At 75.4% G+C, this 24,905-nt stretch carries 23 protein-coding genes and 1 tRNA gene; 15 read left to right on the plus strand and 9 right to left on the minus strand.

What is annotated here, in order from left to right; genetic code table 11:
• The first annotated feature begins 128 nt into the window (after nucleotides 1-128).
• Nucleotides 129-2,273: an RNA polymerase recycling motor ATPase HelR gene (gene helR / locus ACI79W_RS09765; RefSeq protein ID WP_456561887.1), complete on the plus strand. Its 2,145-nt coding sequence runs from the start codon at nucleotides 129-131 to the stop codon at nucleotides 2,271-2,273.
• Nucleotides 2,274-2,337: 64 nt separating this feature from the next.
• Here helR and ACI79W_RS09770 read toward each other — a convergent pair whose 3' ends face one another.
• Nucleotides 2,338-3,207, minus strand: a complete 870-nt coding sequence (locus tag ACI79W_RS09770) for a DUF4349 domain-containing protein (RefSeq protein WP_456561888.1) — start codon at nucleotides 3,205-3,207, stop codon at nucleotides 2,338-2,340.
• Nucleotides 3,208-3,252: 45 nt separating this feature from the next.
• On the minus strand, nucleotides 3,253-3,585 hold the full coding sequence (locus ACI79W_RS09775; RefSeq protein ID WP_456561889.1) for a GNAT family N-acetyltransferase: 333 nt from the start codon (nucleotides 3,583-3,585) through the stop codon (nucleotides 3,253-3,255).
• Between the two features lie 158 nt (nucleotides 3,586-3,743).
• Between ACI79W_RS09775 and ACI79W_RS09780 the strand changes: the two genes are divergently transcribed.
• Entirely contained in the window at nucleotides 3,744-4,115 is a 372-nt protein-coding gene (locus tag ACI79W_RS09780; RefSeq protein WP_456561890.1) for a CBS domain-containing protein, read from the plus strand.
• Here ACI79W_RS09780 and ACI79W_RS09785 read toward each other — a convergent pair.
• Nucleotides 4,112-4,369, minus strand: coding sequence for a hypothetical protein (locus ACI79W_RS09785; protein ID WP_456561891.1), 258 nt, complete (start codon nucleotides 4,367-4,369; stop codon nucleotides 4,112-4,114). The two genes, ACI79W_RS09780 and ACI79W_RS09785, sit on opposite strands and share 4 nt — an antisense overlap.
• A 190-nt stretch (nucleotides 4,370-4,559) precedes the next feature.
• Between ACI79W_RS09785 and ACI79W_RS09790 the strand changes: the two genes are divergently transcribed.
• On the plus strand, nucleotides 4,560-4,952 hold the full coding sequence (locus ACI79W_RS09790; protein ID WP_456561892.1) for a DUF2200 domain-containing protein: 393 nt from the start codon (nucleotides 4,560-4,562) through the stop codon (nucleotides 4,950-4,952).
• Here the strand turns inward: ACI79W_RS09790 and ACI79W_RS09795 are convergent.
• Together ACI79W_RS09795 and ACI79W_RS09800 are read right to left on the minus strand one after the other, a co-directional pair.
• On the minus strand, nucleotides 4,942-5,904 hold the full coding sequence (locus ACI79W_RS09795; protein WP_456561893.1) for an NAD(P)H-binding protein: 963 nt from the start codon (nucleotides 5,902-5,904) through the stop codon (nucleotides 4,942-4,944). The genes ACI79W_RS09790 and ACI79W_RS09795 overlap by 11 nt on opposite strands.
• 221 nt (nucleotides 5,905-6,125) lie before the next feature.
• Nucleotides 6,126-6,998, minus strand: a complete 873-nt coding sequence (locus tag ACI79W_RS09800; RefSeq protein WP_456561894.1) for an SDR family oxidoreductase — start codon at nucleotides 6,996-6,998, stop codon at nucleotides 6,126-6,128.
• 76 nt (nucleotides 6,999-7,074) lie between these two features.
• Between ACI79W_RS09800 and ACI79W_RS09805 the strand changes: the two genes are divergently transcribed.
• The 3 genes from ACI79W_RS09805 (at nucleotide 7,075) to ACI79W_RS09815 (ending at nucleotide 10,768) form a co-directional block, all read left to right on the plus strand.
• Entirely contained in the window at nucleotides 7,075-9,624 is a 2,550-nt protein-coding gene (locus ACI79W_RS09805) for a LuxR C-terminal-related transcriptional regulator (protein ID WP_456561895.1), read from the plus strand.
• A gap of 65 nt (nucleotides 9,625-9,689) precedes the next feature.
• Entirely contained in the window at nucleotides 9,690-10,136 is a 447-nt protein-coding gene (locus ACI79W_RS09810) for a cupin domain-containing protein (RefSeq protein ID WP_456561896.1), read from the plus strand.
• Nucleotides 10,133-10,768 carry an N-acetyltransferase family protein gene (locus ACI79W_RS09815; RefSeq protein ID WP_456561897.1) on the plus strand — a complete coding sequence of 212 codons (636 nt, stop codon included), beginning with the start codon at nucleotides 10,133-10,135 and terminating at the stop codon, nucleotides 10,766-10,768. The genes ACI79W_RS09810 and ACI79W_RS09815 overlap by 4 nt, the downstream gene beginning before the upstream one ends.
• Here the strand turns inward: ACI79W_RS09815 and ACI79W_RS09820 are convergent.
• Nucleotides 10,757-10,830, minus strand: a tRNA-Gly gene (locus ACI79W_RS09820). The two genes, ACI79W_RS09815 and ACI79W_RS09820, sit on opposite strands and share 12 nt — an antisense overlap.
• Nucleotides 10,831-11,237: 407 nt before the next feature.
• Between ACI79W_RS09820 and ACI79W_RS09825 the strand changes: the two genes are divergently transcribed.
• The gene (locus ACI79W_RS09825) at nucleotides 11,238-12,761 is read left to right on the plus strand and encodes a hypothetical protein (RefSeq protein ID WP_456561898.1); all 1,524 of its coding nucleotides are present in this window, start codon (nucleotides 11,238-11,240) and stop codon (nucleotides 12,759-12,761) included.
• A complete protein-coding gene (locus ACI79W_RS09830; protein ID WP_456561899.1) occupies nucleotides 12,758-14,425 on the plus strand; it encodes a 3'-5' exonuclease in 1,668 nt (555 codons plus the stop codon). Before ACI79W_RS09825 ends, ACI79W_RS09830 begins: the two co-directional genes overlap by 4 nt.
• A gap of 54 nt (nucleotides 14,426-14,479) precedes the next feature.
• On the opposite strand, the gene ACI79W_RS09835 is transcribed toward ACI79W_RS09830, so the two are convergent.
• The 3 genes from ACI79W_RS09835 to ACI79W_RS09845 all read right to left on the minus strand — a co-directional run bounded on the left by ACI79W_RS09835 (nucleotide 14,480) and on the right by ACI79W_RS09845 (nucleotide 17,801).
• On the minus strand, nucleotides 14,480-15,079 hold the full coding sequence (locus ACI79W_RS09835; RefSeq protein WP_456561900.1) for a hypothetical protein: 600 nt from the start codon (nucleotides 15,077-15,079) through the stop codon (nucleotides 14,480-14,482).
• A 296-nt stretch (nucleotides 15,080-15,375) separates the two neighbouring features.
• Nucleotides 15,376-16,401, minus strand: a complete 1,026-nt coding sequence (locus ACI79W_RS09840; protein ID WP_456561901.1) for a hemolysin family protein — start codon at nucleotides 16,399-16,401, stop codon at nucleotides 15,376-15,378.
• A complete protein-coding gene (locus ACI79W_RS09845) occupies nucleotides 16,398-17,801 on the minus strand; it encodes a hemolysin family protein (RefSeq protein ID WP_456561902.1) in 1,404 nt (467 codons plus the stop codon). The genes ACI79W_RS09840 and ACI79W_RS09845 overlap by 4 nt, the downstream gene beginning before the upstream one ends.
• Before the next feature lie 243 nt (nucleotides 17,802-18,044).
• Between ACI79W_RS09845 and ACI79W_RS09850 the strand changes: the two genes are divergently transcribed.
• From ACI79W_RS09850 to ACI79W_RS09880, 7 genes are all read left to right on the plus strand, one after another.
• The gene (locus ACI79W_RS09850; RefSeq protein ID WP_456561903.1) at nucleotides 18,045-19,664 is read left to right on the plus strand and encodes an ABC transporter substrate-binding protein; all 1,620 of its coding nucleotides are present in this window, start codon (nucleotides 18,045-18,047) and stop codon (nucleotides 19,662-19,664) included.
• A complete protein-coding gene (locus ACI79W_RS09855; RefSeq protein WP_456561904.1) occupies nucleotides 19,652-20,764 on the plus strand; it encodes an ABC transporter permease in 1,113 nt (370 codons plus the stop codon). The genes ACI79W_RS09850 and ACI79W_RS09855 overlap by 13 nt, the downstream gene beginning before the upstream one ends.
• Nucleotides 20,761-21,615 (plus strand): ABC transporter permease, encoded by an 855-nt coding sequence (locus ACI79W_RS09860; RefSeq protein WP_456561905.1) that lies wholly within the window; start codon nucleotides 20,761-20,763, stop codon nucleotides 21,613-21,615. Before ACI79W_RS09855 ends, ACI79W_RS09860 begins: the two co-directional genes overlap by 4 nt.
• The gene (locus tag ACI79W_RS09865; protein ID WP_456561906.1) at nucleotides 21,612-22,418 is read left to right on the plus strand and encodes an ATP-binding cassette domain-containing protein; all 807 of its coding nucleotides are present in this window, start codon (nucleotides 21,612-21,614) and stop codon (nucleotides 22,416-22,418) included. Before ACI79W_RS09860 ends, ACI79W_RS09865 begins: the two co-directional genes overlap by 4 nt.
• Nucleotides 22,418-23,035: an ABC transporter ATP-binding protein gene (locus tag ACI79W_RS09870; protein ID WP_456561907.1), complete on the plus strand. Its 618-nt coding sequence runs from the start codon at nucleotides 22,418-22,420 to the stop codon at nucleotides 23,033-23,035. Before ACI79W_RS09865 ends, ACI79W_RS09870 begins: the two co-directional genes overlap by 1 nt.
• Before the next feature lie 66 nt (nucleotides 23,036-23,101).
• Nucleotides 23,102-24,223, plus strand: a complete 1,122-nt coding sequence (locus tag ACI79W_RS09875; RefSeq protein WP_456561908.1) for a sensor histidine kinase — start codon at nucleotides 23,102-23,104, stop codon at nucleotides 24,221-24,223.
• Nucleotides 24,220-24,882, plus strand: a complete 663-nt coding sequence (locus ACI79W_RS09880) for a response regulator (RefSeq protein ID WP_456561909.1) — start codon at nucleotides 24,220-24,222, stop codon at nucleotides 24,880-24,882. Before ACI79W_RS09875 ends, ACI79W_RS09880 begins: the two co-directional genes overlap by 4 nt.
• Nucleotides 24,883-24,905: the final 23 nt, after the last annotated feature.

A 24,905-nucleotide genomic window follows, 5' to 3' on the forward strand; every position in this document is an offset into this window, starting at 1 on the left:
TCCCACTCGAACGTATAGCGCACCCCGGGGCTTGCGGCAAGACCCCGGTCGGGCCGCACACTCGCCCGCCGGGGCGGCTGACCGCGCGCGGACGCGTGCGGCGGAGGCCCCGGATCGGAGCCGCTGCCGTGACCGTGCACACCCGTGCCTTCGACCTCCCCGCCCAGCTCGCCGCCAAGGCCGACCCCGCGCTGATCGCCGGGGACGAGCGGCACCTCGCCCTGGTCGCCGAGAGCCTCGCGCGGTCGATCGCCGAGCTCACCGAGCGGCTCACCGCCGAGCGGGCCGCCCCCGGCTGCACCGGCCAGGCGGCCCTGGACCGCGACCTGGAGGTGCACCGGCTCGCCACCCGGCTGCGCACCCTGCGCCGGTTCGGCCTCGACCTCTGCCTGGGGCGGGTGGTCCCCGCGGACGGCGGGGAGCCCGTCTACGTCGGGCGGCTCGGCCTCACCGACGGCGCCGGCCGCCGGCTGCTCGTCGACTGGCGGTCGCCGGCGGCGGAGCCGTTCTTCGCCGCCACCCACGCCGACCCGATGGGGCTGGTCAGCCGTCGCCGCTACCGCTGGACCCGCGGCCGGATCACCGACTACTGGGACGAGGTGTTCACCGCCGAGGGGCTGGAGGGGCACGCCGCCCTCGACGACCAGTCGGCGTTCCTCGCCGGCCTCGGCGGCAACCGGTCGGCCCGGATGCGCGACGTGCTCGGCACCATCCAGGCCGACCAGGACGCGATCATCCGCGCCGGCTCTCGCGGCGCCCTCGTCGTCGACGGCGGGCCGGGCACCGGCAAGACCGTCGTCGCCCTGCACCGCGCGGCCTACCTGCTCCACGCGGATCCGCGCCTCGGGCACCGCGGCGGTGGCGTGCTGTTCGTCGGCCCTCACGAGCCCTACCTGGCCTACGTCGCCGATGTGCTGCCCGGCCTGGGGCAGGAGGGGGTGCGCACCTGCACCCTGCGCGACCTGGTGCCCGAGGGGGCCGGGGCGATGCCCGAGGACGACCCGGAGGTGGCCCGGCTCAAGTCGTCGGTGGGGATGGTCGCTGCGATCGACGCGGCCGTCCGCTTCTACGAGGAGCCGCCGGCCCGGGGGACGACGGTGACGACGCCGTGGGACGATGTCCGGCTCACGCCCGACGACTGGGCCGAGGCGTTCGAGGCGGCCGAGCCGGGGACGCCGCACAACGAGGCGCGCGAGCAGGTGCGGGAGGCGCTGCTGGACATCGTCGTCGACGCGCAGGACGCCGACGTGGACCCCGACCTGGTCCGCGCCGCGGTACGGCAGGACCGGGAGCTGCGGACGGCGTTCGACCGGGCCTGGCCGCTGCTCGACCCGGCCGATCTGGTGGGTGACCTCTGGTCGGTGCCCGCGTACCTGCGGCGGTGCGCGCCCGGGCTCACGGCCGACGAGGTGCGGCGGCTGCAGCGCGGCGACCCCCGGGCGTGGACCGTCGCAGACCTGCCCCTGCTGGACGCGGCGCGGATGCGGCTGGGCGACGCGGGCGCGGTGCGGCGCCGGCAGCGGGAGGCCGCCGTCGTGGCGCGGGAGCGCGAGCGCATGTCGGCGGTGATCGACGAGCTGGTCGCGGCCGACGACTCCGAGCTGCTGCTGATGACCAGCCTGCGGCACGGCGACCTGCGCGACGCCCTGATCGACCGGGACGCCCTGCCCGCGGCGGACGTCGACCCGCTGGCCGGGACGTTCGCGCACGTCGTCGTCGACGAGGCGCAGGAGCTGACCGACGCCGAGTGGCAGGTGCTGCTGCGCCGCTGCCCGTCGCGGAGCTTCACCGTGGTCGGCGACCGGGCGCAGGCGCGGCACGGCTTCCCCGAGCCGTGGGCGGAGCGGCTGCACCGCGTCGGGCTGACCGAGGTGCGCCAGATGTCGCTGACCGTGAACTACCGGACGCCTGCGGAGGTGATGGTCGAGGCCGAGCCGGTGATCCGCGCGGTGCTGCCGGACGCCAACGTGCCGACGTCGGTCCGCGGCACGGGGGTGCCGGTCGTGCACGGGTCCGTCGCGGAGCTGGACGCGGTCGTCGACGGGTGGCTGGCCCAGCACGCGGAGGGGATCGCCTGCGTGATCGGGGCGCCGTCGTTCCGGGAGCGGCCCCGCGTGCGGTCGCTGACCCCGGTGCTGGCCAAGGGGCTGGAGTTCGACCTCGTCGTCCTCGTCGACCCGGAGGCGTTAGGGCCGGGCGTCGCGGGAGGGGTGGACCGCTACGTGTCGATGACCCGGGCGACGCAGCAGCTCGTCCTCCTCACGAACCGGTGAGGTCCAGCCGCGCCGGCCGCCGTCCAGCCGCATGCGCACCCGGATCCACGTCGCCCGGCGCGGGTCAACCCTCGGTGGCCGCCGCCGGGGACGGGGTGGCGGCCCGCCGCCGCGCCCGGCGGAGCGGCACCACCACGGCGGCGGCGACCAGTGCGGTGAGCACCAGCCACGGCAGGACGACGCCGAGCACCACGACCGTCCCGCCCACGACCGCGACCAGGGACCGCCAGCCGGTGGCGAGCCCGTCGAGGAAGCCGTCCGGCCCGCCGGCCGGCGCCACGCCGAAGCGCTCCAGGTGCACCCGGAGCGTCGAGAGCTCCACCTGGTCTGCGAGCGCGGCCCGCCTCGACTGCAGCGACTCCAGCTCCTGCTGCCGCTGGGACAGCGCCCGCTCCGCCTCCAGCAGCGCCTCGGTGGTGGCGGCGTCCGCCATCAGGGCGAGCAGCCGCGTCACCGAGGCCTGAAGGGCGGAGATGCGCGCGTCGAGGTCGACGGCGGTGGCGGTCACGTCGGAGCGGGACACCGACACGTCCTCGACGTCGCCGAGCTCCTCCAGGTCGGCGAGGACGCCGGTCAGCGCGTCGGCCGGCACCCGCACGACGAGGTCGGCGACCACGCCCTCGGCGCCGTCCGCACCGGAGGTGGCCTGCACGGTGCGCTCGTCGACGCGCCCGCCCACGGACTCCACCAGCTCGCTCACCCGCTGCGCGGCGTCGGCCGGGTCCGCGACGGCGAGCGAGGTCGCGGCGGTGGTGACCACCTGCCGGTCGGGGTCGGCGATCTCGTCGCTGCCCGGGACGGCGGTGACAGGGGCGACCGCGCCACCGGCGCCGTCGGCGCTCACCGACCCGCTGCCGGACGGGCCCGTGCAGCCGGCGAGCAGGGCGAGGACGAGCACGGCCGGGACGAGGAAGCGGGCGGGAACGGCGTCCATGCCCGGTGGACGGGGTGGCGACCGGGATCGGTTCCGCCGCCGGTCTCAGGCGGAGTCGCCGGTCGCGAGCCCGAACTGCGCCCGGCGGGCCTCGGGGACGAGCTCGGCGTAGCCGGGGTGGCGTTGGATCCAGCCACGGATGAACGGGCAGAACGGGAGCACCGACAGCCCCTCCGCGCGCACCGCGTCCAGCGCTCCTCGGGCCAGGGCGGAGCCGACGCCCTGGCCTTCGAACCCCGGGTCGACGACGGTGTGGGTGAACGCCACCGACGGGCCCCGGCGCCGGTACTCGGCGAAGCCGGCGACCTGCCCGTCGACCAGGACCTCGAACCGGCCGGCCTCCCGGTCGTCCACGACGACCGGTGCACTCGTGGTCACGCCTCTCCCTCCGCCCTGGCCCGGGGGCGCCGCACGGCTCCCACCGGCCGGCCATCAGCGGCACAATGCCGAGGTCCCCACCTCTGCCGGAAGGGACCGCGATGTCGGAGCAGCCTGCAGCCGGACGCCCACCGGAGGTCGTCACCGTGGGAGACGTGATGCGCCCCCCGGTCACCACCGTGGAGAGCACCGCGCACCTCGCCGGGGCCGCCTACCTGATGAAACGGGCGCGGGACAGCGCACTGGTGGTGCTCAGCGACCCCGAGAGCCGCCGGCCCGTGGCGCTCCTCTGCGACGCCGACATCGCCCAGGCGGTCGCCGACGGCCGGAACCCGGAGGAGACCCGGATCACCGACCTGCACCGTCCCGTGCCCGTCACGGTGGGCCCGGACGTGACCGTGGTGGACGCCGCGGAGCTGATGCTGTCGAACGGGCTGCAGTACCTGCCCGTGGTGGAGGACGGCCGGCTGCTCGGGCTGGTCGATCTCACGCTGGTGTGCCGCGCGCTGCTCGGGCGGCCGGCGGTCTAGCGGGGGTCACCCGGTCCGGGTCCCGGCCGGCCGTCGTCCACGAGGGCGAGCAGCACCCCGGCGGCCGGCCCGGAAGTGGCGTGCCCGACGACCCCGCGGGCGTGCCCCACGAGCGGGTAGGCGGTGAGCGTGGGCAGCCGCGTGCCCTCGTCGACCAGCACCAGCGTCCCGCCGGGGGCGATCTCCTCCTCCCGGGCGCCCTCGTCCACGAGCCGGCTGTGCAGGAGCAGCCAGTCACCCACCCGCACCTGCACGGTCGCCTCCGTGGGGTAACCGCCGATGGGCCCTGGCCCGGACGGACCTCCGACCCTGTCCGGGAGGGGCCTCGGCCACCCGACGTGCGGCGCGGGTGACCGCCACAGGTCGCGGTGCTGCTGGTCGGGTCAGGCGAGCCGCGTTAGCGTCCGGGGATCAGCCGCTGCGACTCACCCCGGGAGCCCCGCCGTGCCGGCACACCGCATCTTCACCACCCCGTTCGCCAGCGTGTACCCGCACTACGTGGCCAAGGTCGAGCGCAAGGGGCGTACCCGGGACGAGGTCGACGAGGCGATCTGCTGGCTCACCGGCTACGACGCTGCCGGCCTCGCCGCGGCGCTGGCGGACGAGGTCGACTTCGCGACCTTCTTCGACCAGGCACCGGCGATGGCTCCCCACGCGTCGCTCATCACCGGCAGCGTCTGCGGGGTCCGCGTGGAAGAGGTCGAGGACCCCCTCATGCGCAGGATCCGCATGCTCGACAAGCTCGTCGACGAGATCGCCAAGGGGCGGCCGATGACCAAGGTGCTGCGGGGTGGTCGGGACAGCCGCACCGCGGTGCAGCCCCGCGCTACCGGGTGAGGCCGGGCTCCGCGGACGCGACCGCTCCGCGAGCGGTGTCCGGTGAGCCGTCCAGCAGACCCGCGGCCCGCCACGCCGCGACGGTGTCGTGGACGTACGTCTCGAAGGACCGCGGCTCCCGGCCGAGCAGCTGCCTGGTCGTGCGGAGCTCCCTGTGCGAGGTCGACCTCGAGATGCGGCGCAGCACCTGGAAGGACGCGGTCCAGTCCGCGAGCCGCTGGCCGCTCAGGTACCGGGCGAACGTCCGCGCCATCAGCTCGTCGTCGTCACCGAGGTAGGCCACCGGCCGTCCGAGCGCCTCCGCCCACACCGCTGCGGACTCCCTGCCGCCGATGGAGCGCGGCCCGGAGACGTCGTAGGAACCGGGGGGCACGTCGCCGTCGACCAGCGCCCGGGCGGCGGCCTCGCCGACGTCACGGAGATCGACCCGGTTGACGCCCTCGTCGCTGAGCGGCGTCACGAACCTGCCGGCGCGGATCTCCTCGGCGAACACCTCGTCGTTCTGCATGAAGTTGGCCGGGACCAGCATGACCGGGCGCAGCGGGGAACGGGCGACGTCGCGGGCGAGGGCGATCTTGCCGCGGTAGTGCGGCAGGATCCGGCCGAAGACGACGCGCAGGAGCGCCTCCTGCCAGCGCCAGCGGGCGTGGACGTGGACGCCGACGAAGACCAGCCGGACGCGCTCCGCCTCGCACGCGGCGACGACGCCGGCGGCCAGGGCGCGCTCGTCGGCCTCGTGCGGGGAGACGTAGAACGCCGCCCCGGCACCGCGCAGCGCCGCCCGCAGGGACGCCGGGTCGCGGAGGTCACCGCGGATGCGCCGGACGCCCGCGGGCACGTCGGCGCCCTCGGGGTCGCGGAGCAGGGCGTGGACGTTTGCGCCCCGGGACAGCAGGGCGGCGACGACCTGGCGGCCGACCTGGCCGGTCGCGCCGATGACGAGGACGGGCATGCCGGCGGGGAGCGGGCCGGCGACAACGGGGACGGGGGTGCGGGACGGTGCCACGGTGGTGCCTCTCGTGCTCCGGGCCGGGTCCGTCCCGGCCTCGTGAGGGGAGCTTCGGCGGATCCGCTTGTGGCGCACTTGGCGCGGGCTTGCTGCGGACCGCGCAGCCTCCGGTGTGATCCGCCGGCCGCACCCGTCCCGCGACGGCGGCCGAGCAGGTCCACGGGTCACGGAACGGTCGGGGGGGCGACCACGGTCCGTCGTCGCCCCCGTATCCCGATGCCCTGGGCCCAGACGGCGTCGAGGCCGCGGGGTGGGAGCAGCGCCTTCATGACGAGGATCGACCGGGCGTCGGCGCCCACCAGGGTGCGGGGCCGCATCCGCCGACGGGTCAGCTGGCGCTCGACGGCGGCGGCGACCAGCTCGGGCGGCTTGGCGCCCGTGCGGAGCTTCGCCGTCAACCGGCGCTCGCCGGCGAAGTGGGGTGCGTAGAGCTCGCGATCCCCGGGGTCGAGCCCGGCTTCGAGCTCGTCGATGAGCTGCTCCATCCCGTGCCAGGGGTCGGTGTCGATGACGCCCGGCTCGACGAGGCCGACCTGGACACCGAACGGGCGCAGCTCGACCCGCAGGCAGTCGGCGACGGCCTCCGTCGCGTACTTCGAGGCGTTGTAGATCCCGGTGAACGGGAAGGACACCCGGCCGTTGATCGAGGAGATGAAGACCACCCGGCCCCGGGCCCGGCGCAACCGGGGCAGCACGGCCCGGGTCAGGGCGAGCGGCCCGATCAGGTTCACGTCGAACTGGTGGTGCATGTCGGCCCGGGACAGCGTCTCGAGCGGCCCCGCGACCGCGACACCGGCGTTGTTGACCAGGGCGTCGAGGCGCTCGGGCAGCACGCGGTCGAGTGCGGCCAGGTGGTCCGGGACGGTGACGTCGAGCTCGACGGGTGTGATCAGATCGGACTCCGCGGCCAGGCTCTTGGCAGCGACGTCGCTGCGGACGCCGGCGTGCACCCGCCACCCCGAGTGCGCCAGGCGGACGGTGATGGCGCGGCCGATACCGCGGCCGGCGCCGGTGACGAGGACGGCTCGAGCGCTCATGCACCGACCCTCGCGAGAACCGGCGCCAGGGCTGCGAGTAGTGCGGTACCCGATCGCGGTTCGCTAGCCTGCCCCCATGCAGCGGCCGTGGCCGCTCGCCGGCCGGGACGAGGAGCTGCGCACCGTCGCGGCGGCGGTCCGGCCCGGTGCGGTGGGGATCGTGGTCGCGGGCCCGCCCGGGGTGGGCAAGACCCGGCTGGCCCGCGAGGCGCTGGCGGCACCCGGCGGTCGGCGGGCGACCGCCGTCTGGGCCCACGGCAGCACGGCCGCCCGGCCGTTCCCCCTCGGTGCGTTCGCCGGCCTGCTCGACGTCCCGCCCGGCGACGCCGCGGAGCTCATCGGCCGGGCGCTGGACGCGCTCACCCGGCGGCGGCCCCTGGTGCTGGCCGTCGATGACGCGCACCTGCTCGACGAGCACTCCGCGATCGTGCTGCACCGCGTGGTGGTGCGGCGGCTGGCGCCGGTCGTGGTCACCCTCCGGTCGGGGGAGCCGGCGCCGGACGCGGTGACGTCCCTGTGGAAGGACGACCACCTCCCGCGCCTCGACCTGGCCCCGCTCGACGCCGCCTGCACCGCCGGCCTGGTCGCCCGGGTCGTCGGCGGTCCGGTCGAGCCGGGGTCCGCCCGCCGGTTGTGGAGGCTGACCGAGGGGAGCCCGCTGTTCCTGCGGCACCTGCTGGCCGGGGAGGTGGCGGCCGGCAGGTTCGCACCGGCGTCCGGGCTCTGGCGGTGGACCAGCGAGCCGGCGATCTCACCGGAGCTGGTCGACCTCCTCGAGCAGCAGATCGGCCGCCTCGGGCCGGGGGTGCAGGGCGTCGTCGACCTGGTTGCGCTCGCCGAGCCGGTGGCGGTACCGACGCTGTCCGCGCTGACCTCGCCGGCGGACCTGGAGGCGGCCGAGGAACGAGGCCTGGTGCGCACCGACGGGCTCGTCGCCAGGCTGGCGCACCCGCTGTACGGGGAGGTCCGCCGCGAGGTCATGGGCACCCTGCGTGCGCGCCGCCTGCGCGGCAGGGTCGCGCAGACCTTGGACGCGGAGCCGGACCCGATTCCCCGCGCGGTGCTCACCCTCGACTCCGACCTCCCCCCGGAGCCCGTCCTGTTCCTGAGGGCCGCCGAGGCTGCGATCCGGATGTACGACCTGCCGCTGGCCGAACGGCTGGCGCGCGCGGCCGCCGCGGCCGGCGACCCCGCCGCCCGGCTGGTGCACGCGGCAGCGCTGTCCTGGCTCAGCCGCGGTGACGAGGCCGAGGCGATCCTCACCCGGCTCGCCCTGACCGCGCCGGACAGCGGGATGTGCGCCCGGGCCCAGGTCCACCGCGCCGGCAACCTGCTCTGGACGTTGGCCCGGCCCGACGACGCCCGCCAGGCCCTGGCCGCGGCCGAGGCCACCGGGGCGGCCCCGCTGCACGTCGCGGGCATGTCCCTCGCCCTGGCCGCCGCGGGCGGCGAGGTCGCGCCCGTGCTGCTCCGCGGTCGGGAGCTGCTGCACGAGGAGCTGCCCGACGACCTGGCTCGCATCCTCGTCGCCTCGGCGGTGTCCGCAGCGGCCGCCGTCACCGGGGACACCGCGCTGCTCGACGAGGCCGCCGTGGTGGGTGGGCTCACCGCCGACCGGGTGCCCACCGTCATCCCCGGCTTCGGTCTCGCGGACCTGCAGGTGCTCGGCCACCGCCTCACCGGGAGGCCCGACCGGGCGGACCGGCAGGCCCGGCGGATGCAGGCCGCGTCGGCCGACCTCCCGGGCCCGGCTCGGCTGATGGGGCTGGTCGTCGCCGGGCATGCCGCCCTCGCCGGAGGCCGGGTCGGCGACGCGCTGCCCCTGCTGCGCGAGGCGTGGGCCGGGCTGGTGGACTCGGGGCACGAGTTCCGGTTCCGCTGCCGAACGCTGCTGGCGACGGCCTCGGCCCAGGCCGGCCACGCGGCGCAGTCCGCACCGCCCCTGGCCGGCATCGTCACCGGGCGGCATCCGGCCTACCGGCTGTACGCGCCCGACGACCTCCTCGCGCTCGCGTGGGGCGCAGCCGCGGCGGGGTCGACGACCGAGTCGCTCGGCCACACCGTCGCCGCAGCCGACCTCGCTCGCGAGGCGGGTGCCCCCGCCTACGAGGTGCTGGCCTGGCAGACCGCGGTGCAGTTCGGGCACGCAACTGCGGCGCTGCCCCGCCTCGCTGCACTCGCCGGGGTGAGCCCTCGGGCGGCGGTGGCGCTCGCCCACGCCCGGGCCTGGGCGGACCAGGACGGCGAGGCGCTGCTCGAGACCGCCGACGCCTGGGCCCGACTGGGCGACCTCGTCGCAGCGGGCGACGCGGCGGCCCAGGCCGCCGACGTGCACCGCCGGCACGGGCGGCAGGGGTCGGCCCTCTCCGCGGCAGCCCTCGCCGAGCGGACGGCCGGGCGGTCCGGCGCCCGGACCCCGGCCCTGGCGGTCGCGATCCGCCCGCTGCCGCTGACCACCCGCGAGCGGGAGATCGCCGCGCTGGCCGCCCGGGGGCTGTCCAACAAGGAGATCGCCGCGCGGCTGACCGTGTCGGTGCGCACCGTCGAGGGGCACCTCTACCGCGCCGGCCTCAAACTCGGCGTCTCCGAGCGCACGGCGCTGGCGGACGTCCTCGGAGTCGGGTAGCGCACTACTCGCGAGCCCGCCGCTCCGTCGCGCAAGGCTGTCCGCATCCCGCCCGAGGAGGAGCCATGAGCACCGTGCACGTCCGTCCCGGGGAAGGCCGGCACCACCGCATGATCGACGGCGACCACATCGCGAAGGTCACCGTCCGGGACGCCGGCGGCAGCTTCGAGGTCTTCGAGGTGGTCGCGCCCGCGGCGCCGATGGCTCCGCCACACATCTCGCCGTGGGCCGGGGTGCTCTTCCTGCTGGAGGGCCGGATCACCGCGGTCGTCGACGGGACGTCCTACGACGTGGAGCCTGGCGGGCTGGTCGTCGTCCCGGCCGGTACGCCGGCCACCTTCGGGGTCGTCGGCGGATCCGCACGGCTCCTGGTGATCACCTCCGGGGACGGCGCCGGGCGGTTCTTCGCCGACTTCGCCCGCACCGTCGCGGTCGACCGGCCGCTGGAGGAGTCGATGCCGGCGGTCCGCTCGGTGACCAGCCGCCACGGCGTCGCGCTCGCGGGCGGATGAGCCCACCCGACCCGGCCACAGGCGGCGACCCGGTCATGGGGGCGGCGGGGCCCCGCCTGGCCGTCCGCCCGGCGCGGGTCGACGACGTCGCGCAGATGGCGCGCGTGAACGTGCAGTGCTGGCAGGAGACGTACCGGGGACTCCTGCCCGACGCGGTGCTCGACGACCCGGGCTTCCTGGCCGCGCGGGAGCGGTTCTGGACTGCCGCGTTGACCGACGGGCGCTACCGCGAGAACCGCGTGGCCGTCGCCTCGCGGAGCGACGACATGTTCGGGATCGCCATGTCGGGCCCACCGTTGGACGCCGGGGCGACGTGGCGGCGGCAGCTGTACGTGCTCTACGTGCGGGCGGCCGACCACGGCACGGGTGCCGGGTCGGCGCTGCTGCGGGCGGTCGTCGATCCGGAGGAGCCCGTGGCGCTGTGGGTGGCCGACCCGAACCCCCGAGCCCAGGCGTTCTACCGCAAGCACGGCTTCGCCGCCGACGGGACGGCGCAGGTCGAGGGCGGGGTCCGGGAGATCCGCATGGTCCGGGATCGGCAGCGCCGGCGGTGGACGGACGAGCACGCCGGCCGACGCGGCCCGCTGAAGCGGACACGCGGCACACACCCTGGTCGCGCGTGGAGCGGGTGACCGGGATCGAACCGGCATGGCCAGCTTGGAAGGCTGGGGCTCTACCATTGAGCTACACCCGCGTGGTGGCGCGAGGAAGCGAACTCCCTCGACATCGGAGCCACCCGGGGACCGAGATCCACCGGGCTGCCGAGCCGCGACGAGCGTAGCGCGCCGCCACCCGAGGGCGTGGCGTGGCCCGGTCAGCAGAGCCGAACCGCACGAGGCCGCTCCACGGGGACCGCCCCGGACGACGCTCTGCCTCTGCCCCCGACGGCAGTACGGCAACACGTGGGGGGAAATGTGGGACTTTGTCCGCGCTGTGTGGTTTGATCTTGACGCTGCGTAAGGGCCGCCCGCGCCCTCGGCGTCGGAGGTGCACACGGTGGCCGCTCGCCGGTCTGTGCCTGCGCCCGCGTGCCCGGACGGGCACGCGGGCGCGCAGGTCCATGCTCACGAGGCCAGGCAGTCGAGGCGCGGAGCGACGCGCGTGTTCCGCTGCCGGTTCGAGCAGGACGGCGAGGCCGGGGTCCACTACTTCACGGTGCTCACCCGGCCGAAGGCGGACGCGCGGCTGCTGATCGACCAGGTGGTGAGTGCGCCGGAGTGCCCCAGGCCGGGGCACGGCGGGCGCTACGTGTGGCCCCACGGCACCTACAAGACCGCCGCCGGCGAGCGGCAGCGGTACCGCTGCGTGAGTCGGACCGACGACGGCGACGCCCACACCTTCTCCGCTCCGCTGCCGCGCGCGGCGGTGGAGGACGACACCTGCTGCCCGGACTGCGAGGTGCTGACCCCGAGGCACGCCGGGGAGGAGGCGGTCAGCCGGCGGCTGAACGTGCCGACACCGGTGGTCGTGTCGGTGCTGCGCGAGCTGGCCGACGGGCACGCCTACACGGCGGTGTCGAAGCGAGCGTTGGAGCAGATGAAGCGCCCGACCGGGCGAGTGCGCACGGTCGGCGGCAAGACGCCCGAGGAGCTGCACGAGGCCGGCCAGTTCGGTCCGCGCCGGGAGCTGAAGGCGCACTGGCACCTCTCGGCCGACATCCTCGAGCGGTTCGCCCCGTTCATCACCGAGCCGGCGCTCGCGGCGATGCAGGTGGAGGAGGCGGCCTACCGGGCCGAGGGGCTGCCGGTGGTGTACTTCGCCGACGAGGTGGCGGTGAAGCGGGACTACGCCCGGTCGGCCACGCTGACCAACGCCCCGGTTGTGTGGACCGCGCTGGTGGTCACCCGGACCAGCTGGGAGCGCGACAAGGACGGCAAGGTCACCGGCCGGTCGAGCCGGCTGGTGCGGGTGCGGGCGCTGCCCAACGCCTCCACCGAGGCCTGGCGGCTGGTCCTGGCCGAGCTCGACGCGCCGAACTTCCTCGTCGCCGACGGCGCGGCGGCGATCGAGAAGGCCGCGACCGCCGTGTGGGGCAAGAAGACCACGTTCGTGCCGTGCATGTACCACGCGACCCGCAACATCGAGGCCAGGCTGACCCCGCCCCGCGGGCGGCTGGCCGACAAGGTGCGCGACCACATGTACCGGCTCAGCCGCGAGCTGATGCGCGACGGCGGGCCGAAGGCCGTCAGCACCTGGTTCGACGAGCTGGAAGACGCGACGGCCGCCGCCGACCTGCCGGCCGACCTGGTGGCCGCGCAGCGCCGCCGCTACGAGCCGCTGCTGCGCCGCACCGCGCTGGTGGCGCAGCGGCAGAACGACCCGGAGGTGCAGGTCAGCAACTCGGCGGTCGAGGCGCAGATCCGGGCGTGGGTCAAGCGGCTGACCACCCGACGCGGCGCGATGTTCTCCAACCTGGCCCGCACCAACCTGCTCGGCGACCTCGTCGTAGCCGCCGCCAACGGCGCGCTGCTCGACCAGCACGAGGTCGCCCGCACCCTGCGCGAGGCGTCCAAGCGCACCGCGGGCTGGGCACCGCCGCCGCGCGCCCTGACCGAGCCCGCGGGCGTGCTCGGCCTGCGCGACGCGTTCTCCGTCACCGAGCTGCTCGAACGGCACTCCTCGTGAGCACCGCGCCGGAGAAGGGGGCGGCGTACCAGGAGCTGGTCGCCGGCCGCGAGTTCGTCGTCCTCGACATCGAGACCACGCACACGAAGGCAACCAAGACCGCCGAGGCCGCCTTCCACCCGATCTCGGTCGGGGCGGTGGTGCTGCTCAACGGCACCCGTCGGGAGACCTTCCACCGGCTGGCCAACCCCCGCGTCCCGGTGGACAGGGACAGCAGCGCCTACAACGGCATCCGCACCGCAGACCTCACCGGCCAGCCCGACGTCGCCGCCGTGCTGGCCGAGCTGGACGCCTTCCTCGCCGGGCACCCCGACGCCGCGCTGGTCTGCCACAACGCCCTGTTCGACGTCGGGCACCTGGCCGCCGCCTACGCCCGCGCCGGGATGACCCCATTCGACCGGCTCGTCTTCGACACCGAGTTCCTCGGCGTCCGGCTCAAGCTGCCCGGCGTCGCCAACTTCGCCAAGCTCACCGACCTCGCCACCCGGTACGGCATCAACACCACCCTCGCCGTGCCGCGCGCCCAGGCCCGGCTGCACAAGGCGCTCAAGGACGCTCAGGACACCGCCGAGGTGCTCGACTGTCTCCTGGCCGAGGCCGCGCTGCTGGGCATCGCCACCTGGGACGAGTTCTGCCGCGTCACCAAGCCCAAGCGCAGCAGCGACATCGCTGCCACAGTCCGCCGCCGACGGCGGATGCGCGCTCCGCAGATCCCGGCCGGCCACATCCGCGCCTGCCACGGCCGCACCCGGCTGCCGGCCCGACCGACCGAGGCCGCGCTCGACGCCTGGACCGCGCAGATCGCCGCCTGCGTGCGGCTGCACTGCCCGACGATCGCGGAGAAGGTGCTCTACGACGAGCGTCACGCGCCCCGCCTCCTCGACCGGCTCACCGCGCTGCTGGCCACCACGCGCGACCCCGGCGACGTGGGCACCCTGCTCGTCGCGCTGGAACCGCTGCTGGAACGCCTCGACCGGCCGGCGGCGCGGGCCTGGTACAGGGCCAACCATCAGCAGATCCGCGACGCCCAGCCGTGCGAGCCGCACGCCGCCTGCCCGGCCTGTGTCGCCGGACGCCCCTGCCCGCGGGACGTCATCTACCGGCTGCTCACCCGCCGCGCCCTCGACTACGGCACCACCGCGGCCGGCGTCCCGGTCAGCCTGCTGTCCAAGCAGGTGAAGAAGGACCTGTACTACGGCAAGAGCGCCCGCAAGATCGACACCTGGCCGGCGCAGGGCCTGTCCGACATGGCCGCGCACATGTTGTGGGTCGTCGTGCAGGAGGCCCGCGCCAAGCACCAGCACACCACCGTCAGCAAGCTGCTCGCCTCGGCGGTCGAGCGCGGCCTGCACCTGGCCGACCCGCACCTCGCGCTCGAAGTCGCCCGGCACTGGGCCCGCAGCCCCGACCGCGACGGCGACGTGGAGCAGCTCGTCACCACCGTGCTGGCGAAGGCCAACAGCAACCCCGGCTACCTCGACCTCGAGGTGTGGTTCCACGGGTCGTTCCGCCGCGCCGCCGCAGCCCGCCAGGCCGCCGCGGGCCGGATCACCCGGCAGCGGAAAGCCGACCCGGTGCGCACACCGGCCGACATCGAACTGCGCCCGCCGCAGAGCACCCACACGTACCGCTACCAGCTGCACCGCTTGCCGCCCGCCAGCTGACACAGCCGGTCCGTGACCGGACGCAGGCAAGCGAGTCGGTACGGCGGGACCGGGTCAGCGACCCGTGGCCTCGATGGTCACCTCGTGGTCCCCGAAGCGGGCCGCCAGAGGCTTCGTCGGCGTGACCCCCGACGGCAGCTCCACCACCGTGACGTGCCCGCTCATGTCCGCAGAGCAGACGTCCCGGTCGGGGAACAGCGGTCCCAGGCGGACCTCGATCTCTTGCTCTGCGACCACCTCGATACCAAGCGGTCCGCTGGGACAGCTGGAACTGCCGAAGGTGACCACCGCGAGGTACTGGCCGTCGTTGACCCAGGCGATCGAGGGCTGGAAGGCCGACTCGAGGGGCGACGGGCCACCGGAGTCGGGCGCAGGCGCCGGCGAGGGCGTGTAGGTCCGCTCGTCGAACCCTTCCCCGGGGTCGGGCAGCGTGATTCGGGGCGCAGGGGACGGCGCGGGGAGCACCTCAACGCGTGGTCCGGGGAGCGGCGTGAGCACGAACTCCCGGGCCTCGGGCGTATCAGCTCCGAGGCCGAACTCCGCGACGTAGGGCGAACTGCCCGGCCCGCCGGCGCCGCAGGCGGCCAGCGCAGGCGTGGCGGCCAGCAGCGCCGCCATCGCCAGCAGGGGCCACACCGGCCGGGGTCGGTTCACAGCTCGCATCGTGCGGTCCTACGACCTCGGAGTCCAGCAGCTCCACCCGAAGCGTGACGCAAGGGAGACGTTGCTGCGCGCCAGCGGGCTGCTGATCGCCCAGTGCAGAACCGCGTGTCGCTGCCGCAGCTGGCCGCCGCACACGGCCAAGCTCAGAACCCCCTGGGTCGGCCGAGCGCAGCGGTCACCGAGGCCCGTCGAGGGACGCAGAGATGTCCCACATTTCCCCCCACGTGTTGCCGTACTGGCCCCGACGGGGGGGGGCAGAGGCAGAGCCTCCGATGGGCGTCCCCGGCTCAGCCGGCCGGCTCGGCGGCCGTCGGCTGGGGCAGCAGCCGGTGCAGGACGTCGGCCATGGTGACCACGCCGAGCACCGAACCGCCCTCGCTGACCACGGCCAGGTGGTTCCGCGTCTCGCGCATCGCCGCGAGCGCCGCCCACACCGTGGTGCCGGCGTCCAGGTCGAACACCGGGCGGGCGAACCCGGCCGCCGGAGTGCCGGGAGCGGAGGCGAGGGTGTCGCGCACGTGCACCACACCGGTCAGCCGCGCCCGCGTCCCGAGCAGGATGCGTAGGTGCCCGCTGCGCCGGGTCGCCTCGCGCACCGCCTCGACGGTGGCGTTCCCCGGCACGGTGACGAGGGGCGCGTCCGGGGTGACGAGGTCCCGGACGGTCATGCGCTCCAGCTCGAGCGCACCCGCGATCTGCACGGAGAACCTCGCGTCCAGCGCGCCGACGTCGGCCGAGTGCTCGACCAGGTGCCGCAGCGCGTCGGGGCTGTGCCCGACGGCGAGCTCGTCGGCCGGCTGCACCCCGACGGCGCGGACGAGCCGGTTGGCGGCCGCGTTGAGCAGGCGCAGCAGCGGCCGGAACACCGCCATGAAGGCCCGCATCGGCGCCGCCAGCAGGGTGGCCGAGCGCTCCGGGTGGGCGATCGCCCAGGACTTCGGCGCCATCTCGCCGACCACGAGGTGGATGAACGTGATCACCAGCAGCGCCAGCACGAACCCGGCGACGTCGGCGGCGACCAGCGGCAGCCCCCAGGATTCGAACAGCGGGGTGAGCCAGTGGTGCACCGCCGGCTTGCTGACCGCGCCCAGGGCCAGGGTGGCCGCGGTGATGCCCAGCTGCGACCCGGCCAGCAGCAGGGTGAGCTCGGAGGAGTTGCGCAGCGCCGCGCGGGCCGCCCGGCTGTCGGGTGCGGCCTCCTCCAGCCGGTGGCGCTTGGCGGCGAGAGCGGCGAACTCGACCGCGACGAAGAACGCGGACAGCGCGACGATGACGACGGTCGCGGTGAGGACCACCCACGGGTTCTCGCTCATCGGGCTGCCCCCTGGTCGGTCGCGTGGTCCCGCCCGGCGGTCGCACCGGCCCGATCGGGCAGCTCGAGGCGGACGCGCGAGGGCACGTGCCTCTCCACGGCGAGCACCTCGACGTGCAGGAACCGCGGGGAGGGTTCGTCGGCGTGCACCAGGTCGGCAGGGTCCGGCGGCAGCTCGATGGTCAGCCGGTCGCCGGGCTCGGGCAGGGCGCCGGCAGCGGTGATGACCAGCCCGGCGATCGTCTCGTGGTGGCCCTCCGGCAGGTCGATCCCGAGCGCCCGCTCGACCTCGTCGACGTGCACGTCACCGGCCATCTCCCAGACGCCGTCCCCCACGAGCGGCACGTACTCCGGGCGCTCGTCGTCGTGCTCGTCGGTGATCTCGCCGACCAGCTCCTCGGCCAGGTCCTCCACCGTGACGATGCCGGCGAAGCCGCCGTACTCGTCGATGGCGCAGGCCATCTTCTCGCCGGCCTCGGCGAGCTGCCGCAGCGCCTCGGGCAGCGGGGTGAACGTGGAGACGACCGGGCACTCCCGGGCGATCGTCGTCACCAGGGCGGTGTCCGGCTCGGGCGTGGCCAGCAGGTCGGCCAGGTGCACCGCGCCGACGACGTCGCCGGTCCCGGATTCGAGCACCGGGTAGCGCGAGTGGCCGTGGGTCATGAGCGCGCGCAGGTGGCCGAGGGTGTCGGTGTCCTGGACGGTGTCCACCCGCGGGCGCGGGATCATCGCGTGCTCGACGTCGCGGTCGGGGAAGTCGAGGATGCGGTCGACCAGCATCGACAGCTCCGCCGGCAGGTTCCCGCTGTCGCGCGACTCCTCGACGATGTGCTCCAGGTCGCGGGCGGTGGCCGCGTGCTCCACGTCGTGGACGGGCTCGATCCGCAGCGCCCGCAGCAGCAGGTTCGACGCCTGGTCGAAGACCCAGATCAGCCAGCCGAAGACCTTGAGGTACACGACCGTCGAAGCGGCCAGCCACCGGGCGACCGGCTCGGGGCGGGAGATGGCCAGGTTCTTCGGGAACAGCTCCCCGAAGAGCATCTGCACGACCGTGGAGAAGAGCAGCGCCAGCACCGCGCCGACGCCGACGCCGACCGCTGTGGGGACGCCCGCGCCTCCCAGGAGGGCGCCGAGAGACTCACCGATCAGGGGTTCGGCGACGTACCCGACCAGCAGCCCGGTGACGGTGATGCCGAGCTGGGCCCCCGACAGCATGAACGAGGTCCGGCGGGTGACGCCCAGGGCGCGCTGCGCGGCGGCGTCGCCCGCCTCCGCCCGCGCGGCGAGCGTCGCGCGGTCGACCGCCATGTAGGCGAACTCCTGGGCGACGAAGTAGCCCGTGACGGCCGTGATCGCCAGCACGACGAGCACTCCGAGCAGCAACGAGAGCACTTCGGTCACCGGCCGCGCACCATCTTCCCGTTGCGGAGGGGCGCGGCCTGAGGACTGTGATAGGGGCTCATGGCTCTTTTCGGAGGAGGATCTGGGGCGTGCCCGCCCCGTAGTCCAACGGAGCAGCAACGGTCGGTGTTCCGGTTGCGGTGCGCAACCCCGGATGGCTTGTTGCAAGGGGTTTGCAATAGCCTCGGCAGCGGCATGGCGCGCACCGGGTGCGGCACGCCGTTTCAGCCGGGAGGACGTCACGTGCACGCACGGCGGGGAGCGGTCCGGAGCGCGCTGGCCGTCGCCGCTGCGGTGGCGCTGGTCGCCGGCTGCGGTGGTGTCGCCGGCGGGCCCGGGGCGGCGGCCGGCTCGACGGCGCCCACCGAGCTGCGGCTGGCGATCGGCGGTGAGCCGGACGACGGCTACGACCCCACGCTCGGCTGGGGCCGGTACGGCTCGCCGCTGTTCCAGTCGACGCTGCTGACCCGCGACGCGGACCTCGACCTCGTCCCCGACCTGGCGACCGGCTGGTCGGTCAGCGAGGACGGCCTGGTGTGGACCGTCGACCTGCGCACCGACGCCCGCTTCACCGACGGCGAGCCCGTCACCGCGGCCGACGTCGCCTACACCTTCACGACCGCGAGCCGGAGCGGTGGCCTGACCGACGTCACCGCCTTGGCCGAGGCCGTCGCCGTCGACGAGGACACCGTCGAGCTGCGCCTGGAACGGCCGCAGAGCACGTTCGTCAACCGGCTGGCCTCCCTGGGCATCGTGCCCGAGCACGCGCACGGCCCGGACTACGCGCGCAACCCGGTCGGCTCCGGGCCCTACACGTTCGTGCAGTGGGACGAGGGCCAGCAGCTCATCGTCGAGCGCAACGACGACTACTACGGCGAGCAGCCGGCCTTCGAGCGGCTGGTCTTCCAGTTCACCGGCGAGGACACCTCCCTGGCCGCCGCGACTGCGGGGCAGGTCGACATGGCCGCCGTCCCCGCCCAGCTGGCCACCACCCGGGTACCGGGCATGCGGCTGGTGGCGGTCCCGTCGGTCGACAACCGCGGGATCATGTTCCCCGTCGTCCCCGACGAGGGGCGGACGACCGACGACGGGCAGCCGATCGGCAACGACGTCACCTCCGACCGCGCCGTGCGCCAGGCGGTCACCTACGCGGTGGACCGGGCCGCGCTCGTGGACGGGATCCTGGAGGGCTACGGCACACCGGCGACCGGGCCGGTCGACGGGCTGCCCTGGGACGAGCCCGCGGCGGCGATCACCGACGCCGACACCGCCAGGGCCGAGCGGCTGCTCGAGGAGGCCGGCTGGGTGGACACCGACGGCGACGGCGTGCGCGAGCGCGACGGCGTCCCGGCGGCCTTCACCCTGCGCTATCCGGCCGACGACTCGCTGCGGCAGGCGCTCGCCCTCGCGGTCGCCGACATGCTCGCCCCCGTGGGCATCGAGGTGACGCCGGACGGCGCGAGCTGGGACGTCATGGACGAGCGGCTGCACGCCGACGCCGTGCTCTTCGGCTGGGGGAGCCTCGACCCCACCGAGATGTACAACCTCTACTCGTCGACCCAGGCCGGCGTCGAGTACTGGAACCCCGGCTACTACGCGGACCCCGAGGTCGACGCGCACCTCGAGGCGGCGATGGCCGCCTCCGACCAGGAGACGGCGATCCCGCACTGGCAGGCCGCCCAGTACGACGGCGAGGGCACGGGGTTCGGGCCGACGGGGGACGCGGCCTGGGCCTGGCTGGTCAACCTCGAGCACACCTACTTCGTCGACGAGTGCCTCGACCTCGGCAGCCCGCAGGTCGAGCCGCACGGCCACGGCTGGCCGATCACCGCGGGGATCGCGGACTGGCAGTGGAGCTGCTGAGCCGCGCCGGGCGCTGGGTGGCCGGCCGGCTGGTGCGGCTGGCCGTGCTGCTGGTCGCGGTCGCCACCGCGTCGTTCGCGCTGGTGGTCCACTCGCCGGTCGACCCGGTGGACGCCTACGTCGGCGGGGACATCGCCGCCGTCGGGCCCGAGCAGCGGGCGCTGATCGCCGAGCGCTGGGGGCTCGACGAGCCACCGGTCGAGCGGTTCCTCGCGTGGGCGGGGCAGCTCGCGCAGGGTGACCTCGGCCGGTCGCTCACGTTCGACCAGCCGGTCGCCGAGGTCATCGGTGAGCGCTTCCTCGCCAGCCTGGCGCTCATGGCCACCGCCTGGCTGCTCTCCGGGCTGTTCGGTTTCGCGCTCGGCGTGCTCGCCGGCGCACGGCAGGGCAGGTTCACCGACCGGGCGATCTGCTGGTGGGCCTACACGCTGGCCTCGGCGCCCACGTTCTGGGTCGGTCTCCTGCTGCTCTACGTCTTCTCGGTGCAGCTGGGCTGGACGCCGGTGTGCTGCGCGGTCCCGGTCGGCACCCTCGCAGAGGACGTCACCCTGCTCGACCGGTTGCACCACCTGCTGCTGCCGGCGCTCACCCTCTCGATCGTGGGGGTCGCCCCGGTCGTGCTGCACACCCGGCACGCCGTGGTCGAGGCGCTGGCCGGCGACTACGTCGCCTTCGCCCGCGCGCAGGGGGAGTCGGCGACCGGCGTCGTCGTCCACCGGGTGCTGCGCAACGCCGCCGCCCCGGCCGTGCTGCTGCAGTTCAGCTCGCTCGGGGAGCTCTTCGGTGGGGCGGTCCTCGCCGAGCAGGTCTTCTCCTACCCGGGGCTGGGCGCCGCGACCACCGCCGCCGCCCTCGGGCAGGACGTGCCGCTGCTGCTGGGGATCGTCCTCTTCACCACCGTGTTCGTCTTCGTCGGCAACCAGGTCGGCGACCTCGTGCACGCCCGGCTCGACCCCCGGGTCTCCGTGGACCTCGCCGCCGCCCGCCGTGCTGGGCGCGGCCTGCGCGGCCCGGTCGCTGCGTCCCGTCCGCCGGCACCGGGTGCGCTGCCCCCGCGGGAACAGGTCGCGCCGTCCCCGGCCGGGCAGGGGGTGCGGTGAGCACCGCCGCCCCTGCCGTCCGGCCCCGGTTCCTCGGGGACCGGCGGCGCCGGACGCTCGCCTGGGTCGGGCTCTCGCTGCTGGTCGTGCTCGGCGTCTTCGTCGCCGGGGGTGTCGCGGGCGACGCCGCGTCGACCACGGCGCTGGCCGACCGGAACCTCGGCCCGTCGGCCGCCCACCCCTTCGGTACCGACCCGCTGGGCCGCGACCTGCTCGCCCGCGTCCTGGCCGGCCTGCGGCTCAGCCTCGTGGTCGGGACGACGGCGGCGCTGGTCTCCGCCGTGATCGCGCTGGTGCTCGCCTCGGCCGCGGCGGTGTTCGGCGGCGTCGTCGACCGGGCGGTGAGCTGGCTGGTCGACCTCTTCCTCGCGCTGCCGCACCTGGTGCTGCTGATCCTGCTGGCGTTCGTGTTCGGCGGGGGCACCCGGGCCGCGGTGCTCGCCGTCGCCCTCACGCACTGGCCGACGCTCACCCGGGTGCTGCGCGGCCGGGCGCGGGAGATCATCTGCTCCGACCACGTCGCTGTCTCCCGGCAGCTCGGGCACGGTCGCGGCTGGATCGCCCGGCACCACCTCGCCGGGCACCTGACCGGACACTTCCTCGTCGGCGCGGTGCTGCTGTTCCCGCACGCGATCCTGCACGAGGCGGCCCTGTCCTTCCTCGGCCTGGGGGTCGACCCGGGTGAGCCCTCGATCGGGGTGCTGCTGGCCGAGTCGATGCGCTACCTGAGCGCCGGCGCCTGGTGGCTGGCGGTGCTGCCCGGGCTGTGCCTCCTGGTCGTGGTGAAGCTGGTCGACACGATCGGCGAGAACACCCGGGCGCTGCTGGACCCGCGGAGCGCCCACCTGTGAGCCAGCTGCTGGAGGTCCGCGGCCTGGAGGTGGAGTTCGTCCAGTACGAACGCGGGCTGCGCCGGCGGACGGTGACCGCGCTGGCCGGCATGGACCTCACCGCGGCGGCGGGGGAGGTGGTCGCGCTCGTCGGGGCCAGCGGGGCAGGCAAGTCGCTGCTCGCGCACGCCGTCCTGGGGCTGCTGCCGCCCAACGCGGTGGAGCGGGGCACGGTGAGCTTCGACGGCGTGCAGGTCGACCCGGACGGGCGCCGCCGGCTGGCCGGGCGCGGCATCGCGCTGCTGCCGCAGTCGGTGGGGTTCCTCGACCCGCTGAGCCGGGTGGGCCGGCAGGTGCGGCGCTCGGCGCGGCTCGCCGGCCACCCCGATCCGCGGCGGGCCGCCCGGGAGGCGCTGGCCCGCCGCGGGCTCGGGCCCGAGGTGCTGCGGCTGTACCCCCACGAGCTCTCGGGCGGCATGGCGCGACGCGTGCTGGTCGCGATGGCGACGATGAGCCGGCCGCGCGTCCTCGTCGCCGACGAGCCGACCACCGGCCTGCCGGCCACCACCGTCGCGACCACGCTCGCCGAGTTCCGCGCGATGGCCGACGAGGGGTGCGCGGTCGTCCTGATCACCCACGAGCTGGTCGCCGCGCTCGCCGTCGCCGACCGGGTGGTCATCTGCCGCGACGGCCGCACGGTCGACGTCGCCGACCCGCGGGCGTTCACCGGCGACGGGGCGTCCCTGCGGCACCCCTACACGCGGTCGCTCTGGCACGCGCTGCCCGCCAACGGGTTCCGGGCGCCGGCGACGGCGGAGGCCTGATGCTGCACGCCGAGGACGTCTGGTTCCGCTACGGCGCCGCGCAGCCGTGGGTCCTCGCCGGGGTCGACCTGCGGGTCGGGGCAGGGGAGGTCGTGGGGCTGTGCGGCCCCAGCGGCGGGGGCAAGAGCACGCTCGGCCGGGTGCTGGCCGGCTTCGCCACCCCGGTCCGCGGCCGGGTGACCGTCGACGGCGTCGTGCCGCGGGCCCGACGCGCCCCGCACCCGGTGCAGCTCGTGCTGCAGCACCCCGAACGCGCGATGGACCCGCGCTGGACGGTGCGGCGGGTGCTTGCCGCGACCGGCGCGGCGGACGGCGACGTCGCCGCGCTGGACCGGCGGCTCGTGGACCCCGCCTGGCTGGACCGCCGCCCCCACGAGATCAGCGGCGGTGAACTCCAACGGGTCAACCTGGCGCGGGCGCTGCTGGCCCGGCCGCGCTACCTGGTCGCCGACGAGATCAGCGCGAGCGTCGACGCCGTCACCCAGGCCGTGATCTGGGACCTGCTGCTGCAGCACTGCCGCGCCGCCGGCATCGGGTTGCTGGCGGTCTCGCACGACCGCCCGCTGCTCGACGCGGTGGCGTCCCGTGTCGTCGACTGGGAGCCGGTGGACGCCTGACCCCCCGGGGTGGACTCGTACTTCCGGCTGATCAACTCCGGCGCTCCGGCTCGTACGGTGAGCCGCGTGCAGGGGCTGCTGCGCTCACTCTGGGGCGAACCGCGACCACCCGACCCGCCCGCGCGGGTCCGGTGGGACCGGGGGGTCGTCGTCCTGACCGGGTTCGTCGCCGTGCTGGAGGGCGTGCTGCGGCCCGACCTGACCGCCCGCTGGCTGCAGGTCGCCGTCCTCTGCGCGCTCGCCCCGCTGCTGCTGTGGCGCCGCACCCGCCCGCTGCTCGTCCTCGTCCTCTGGTTCGGCGCCCTGGGCGTGCTCGCCGTCGTCACCGGCGACGACGACGGCATGTACTCCGCTGCGGTCGGCCTGCTGCTGCCCTACGCCGTCGTGCGGTGGGGTTCCGGGCGCGAGGCGCTCGCCGGCGCGGTGCTCATGCTGGTCAGCGCCGCCTCGACGGTGCTCGTGGGCCCGGTCTCGGCGGGGGACGTCATCGGCGGGGCCGCCATCCTGCTCGCCACCCTCGCCACCGGCGCGGCCGCCCGCTACCGGGCCCGGGCGCGGGCCCGCGAGCTCGACCAGGTGGCCTCGCGAGAGCGCGAGCACCTGGCGCGCGACCTGCACGACACCGTCGCCCACCACGTCTCGGCGATCGCCGTCCGCGCGCAGGCCGGCCTGGCCACGTCGGCGGTGCGACCGGAGGCCGCCACCGAGGCGCTCCGCCTCATCGAGGCGGAGGCGTCCCGGACGCTGGCCGAGATGCGCAGCATGGTGCGCTCGCTCCGCCGGGACTCACCCGCCGAGCTGGCCCCCGCACCGGGGCTGGCCGATCTGCACGAGCTCGTCGGCCACGAGCGGCTCGTCGTCGACGTCCGGGTCCTCGGCGACGTCGACGACGTGCCGGCCCCGGTGGCCACGGCCGTCTACCGCGTGGCCCAGGAGGCCGTCACGAACGCCCGCCGGCACGCGCGGCGCGCCACCCGCGTCGACGTTCGGGTGGTCGTCGACGATGCGCGGGTGGACCTGGAGGTGCGCGACGACGGCGACGGCACCGCCCGGACCGGTGACCCCGGCTACGGCCTGCGCGGGATGGCCGAACGGGTGCAGCTGCTCGGTGGCACGTTCTCCGCCGGCCCCGGGCCCGAGCGGGGCTGGACCGTCACCGCCGTGCTGCCCCGGCGGGGAGCGGCGTGAGCGTGCGGGTGCTCGTCGCCGACGACCAGGAGATCGTGCGCACCGGGCTGCGGATGATCCTCGACGCCCAGCCCGGCATCGAGGTGGTCGGCGAGGCCGCCGACGGCGCTGCCGCGGTCGCGCTCGCGCGCCGGCTCCGCCCCGACGTCTGCCTGCTGGACGTCCGGATGCCGGGCACCGACGGCCTCGAGGCGACGCGGCGGCTCGCCGGCCCGGGGGTGGCCGACCCCGTGCCGGTCGTCGTCATCACGACCTTCGACCTCGACGAGTACGTCTACGCCGCGCTGCGCGCCGGCGCGCGCGGCTTCCTGCTCAAGGACGCCGGCCCGGACCTGCTGGCCCAGGCCGTGCACGCCGCGGCCCGCGGCGACGCGCTCATCGCGCCCAGCGTGACCGCGCGCCTGCTCGACGCCTTCGCGGGTGCGGCACCGGCCGCGCCGCCGGCCCAGCCGGTCGACCCGCTGACCGACCGCGAGGAGGACGTCCTCGCCGCCGTCGCCCGGGGCCGCTCCAACGACGAGATCGCGCGCGAGCTGCACATCACCCTCAGCACGGTCAAGACGCACGTCGGCAGCCTGATGGCCAAGCTCGGCGTCCGGAACCGGGTGGAGATCGCGATCTGGGCCTACGAGACGCACCGCGTGCCGCCTCGCGGGTAGCCGGGCCCTCCGACCAAAGGAGG

Source organism: Blastococcus sp. SYSU DS0533 (genome assembly GCF_054050775.1).

Excerpts from the sequence above, each read along its gene's own strand:
- ACI79W_RS09770 (WP_456561888.1), bottom strand. The coding sequence starts at position 3,207 with ATGGACGCCGTTCCCGCCCGCTTCCTCGTCCCGGCCGTGCTCGTCCTC.
- ACI79W_RS09780 (WP_456561890.1), top strand. The coding sequence starts at position 3,744 with ATGCGCCCCCCGGTCACCACCGTGGAGAGCACCGCGCACCTCGCCGGG.
- ACI79W_RS09795 (WP_456561893.1), bottom strand. The coding sequence starts at position 5,904 with ATGCCCGTCCTCGTCATCGGCGCGACCGGCCAGGTCGGCCGCCAGGTC.
- ACI79W_RS09800 (WP_456561894.1), bottom strand. The coding sequence starts at position 6,998 with ATGAGCGCTCGAGCCGTCCTCGTCACCGGCGCCGGCCGCGGTATCGGC.
- ACI79W_RS09805 (WP_456561895.1), top strand. The coding sequence starts at position 7,075 with ATGCAGCGGCCGTGGCCGCTCGCCGGCCGGGACGAGGAGCTGCGCACC.
- ACI79W_RS09810 (WP_456561896.1), top strand. The coding sequence starts at position 9,690 with ATGAGCACCGTGCACGTCCGTCCCGGGGAAGGCCGGCACCACCGCATG.
- ACI79W_RS09815 (WP_456561897.1), top strand. The coding sequence starts at position 10,133 with ATGAGCCCACCCGACCCGGCCACAGGCGGCGACCCGGTCATGGGGGCG.
- ACI79W_RS09840 (WP_456561901.1), bottom strand. The coding sequence starts at position 16,401 with ATGAGCGAGAACCCGTGGGTGGTCCTCACCGCGACCGTCGTCATCGTC.
- ACI79W_RS09870 (WP_456561907.1), top strand. The coding sequence starts at position 22,418 with ATGCTGCACGCCGAGGACGTCTGGTTCCGCTACGGCGCCGCGCAGCCG.